At 27.6% G+C, this 1,870-nt stretch carries 1 protein-coding gene; it reads right to left on the bottom strand.

The features are described from left to right. Positions 1–1,870, bottom strand: a 1,870-nt coding sequence (locus FPG59_RS15745; protein WP_140344713.1) for a PAS domain S-box protein, incomplete at both ends; no start/stop codon positions are given.

Below are 1,870 nucleotides of genomic sequence, written 5' to 3'. Positions count from 1 at the left end.
TAATTAGAGAGGTAAACAGTTCCTGGTATATTATTGGCAAGCAATCTAAATTTTTCTTCACTTTCATAAATGGCATTTTCATTTGTAATTCTTTCCAATGAAAAACTAATGTTTTGAGCTAATGTTTGCAAAATATTTATTTCATCTTCAGACCAATATCTTTCGTTCTCGGTGTCATCAAAACCAATGAAACCGTGAAATTTATCTCGTACAAAAATTGGAAAAAGAATGATTGAAAAAACGTTAATATTTTCTAATTTCTCTCGGAGAGATGTGTTTTCAATTTGGGGTACTACAGCTGTATAAATAGTATTGGATAACAAGGGAGTAAGTAGTTCTTCAAAATATTCATGAGGCAGGTGCTGTAGTTTTTGATTGACTTCATTTAAAGTATCATTTTCTATAATCCACCTATATTTTTGACTGATTGTTTTTGTTAGATCATTATTTTCATAAAAATAGGTTCTGTGTGATTTTGTCGCTTTACCCATAATCACTAAAACATCAGAGAAAATAGCATCAATATTATTACTTTTTAAAAACTTTTCAGTACAAAGTGTCATTGCAGATAGCAATTCACTTTTGTACTCTAATTTTTTTTCTGTTTCAAATCTACTTTGAGATATTAATGTTAATGATATAATATCTGCAATTGATCTTGCAAAATTGACATCTTCGTTATCCCATTTTCTTTTGCTTTTTATATTTTCAAAAGATACTATTCCTATTAATTCACCATCAATGAAAAAAGGAATATCGAGTACAGATTTTATGTTTAATGGAATAAAATAGTCATCTATAAATTCTGATAATTCATGTTTTTTAAAAACATTAGATGCACAAATTTGTTTCTTACTTTGAATGGAATCTATGTAAATGGGGTAATCTTTTTTTTCTAGAACAGTACCTTTTTCAAAAGTTTTGTTTTCTAAATTGTATAAATTTTGACACGTAATTCGGTCTTTTTCATATTTCCAATAGCTCACACGATCACATTTAGAAACTATAGATGCAGTTTCTAATACTTTCATTAATCGAGTTTCTAAATTGATATAGTTGCTAAAATTAGTCGTAGACAATTGAGTAATCGTTCTATTGTATTCGTTTACTTTCTTATGTCTTATTTTAGTGTCTTTTTTAATATTTTTTAGTATCGTAATGTCTCGTGCAATTGCAGAGAAAGCTACTATTTTTCCATCTTTATTTTTTCGAACTGTTACTTTTTGGGAGATCCATATTTTTTTATGATTTTTTTTGAATAAAGGAAATTCAATTGTAGGGAAATGATTCTCAAATTTATCTAATTTGGAGTAAAATTGAACTATTTCATTTAAATAGTCCGTATGAATGAATTTGGAAAAATGTTGTCCAATGAGTTCTTGAGAATCAAAGCCTAGAGTTTTGATTGTGAAATCATTAACAAAAGTTAAAAAACCTTTATAATCTACTTCATAGATTAAATCAATGGCACCTTCAATTGCATTTTTGTATTGCTCTTGAATCTGGACTTCTTTTGTAACATCCTGACCAATTCCTATAATTAAATTATTTGAGAATTTTTTATCATTCCATTGAATGTATTTATACTCTCCGTTCTTACACTTTAATTTTCTTATAAAAATTTTATCATCTATAAAGTCCTTAATTTCTTGCTCACTGTATAAATCATGGTCATCAGTGCGTTCCCAATAGCCATAACCCAATACTTCCTCTACAGTATATCCTAAAATAGAAACTATATTCTCGCTACAAAAAACAACCTCTCCCTTTACATTTGTTGCTAAAACTAGAGAGTTTCCCTTATTTATAATTTGATTATGAAATGATAGTTTGCTTTTTAAGTTGATAATTGAAAGACGCCGTATATAAT

The sequence above is a fragment of the Flavobacterium sp. FPG59 genome (assembly GCF_002150205.1).
Lineage (GTDB): Bacteria > Bacteroidota > Bacteroidia > Flavobacteriales > Flavobacteriaceae > Flavobacterium.
This window is presented reverse-complemented; position numbering and strand designations above follow the sequence as displayed.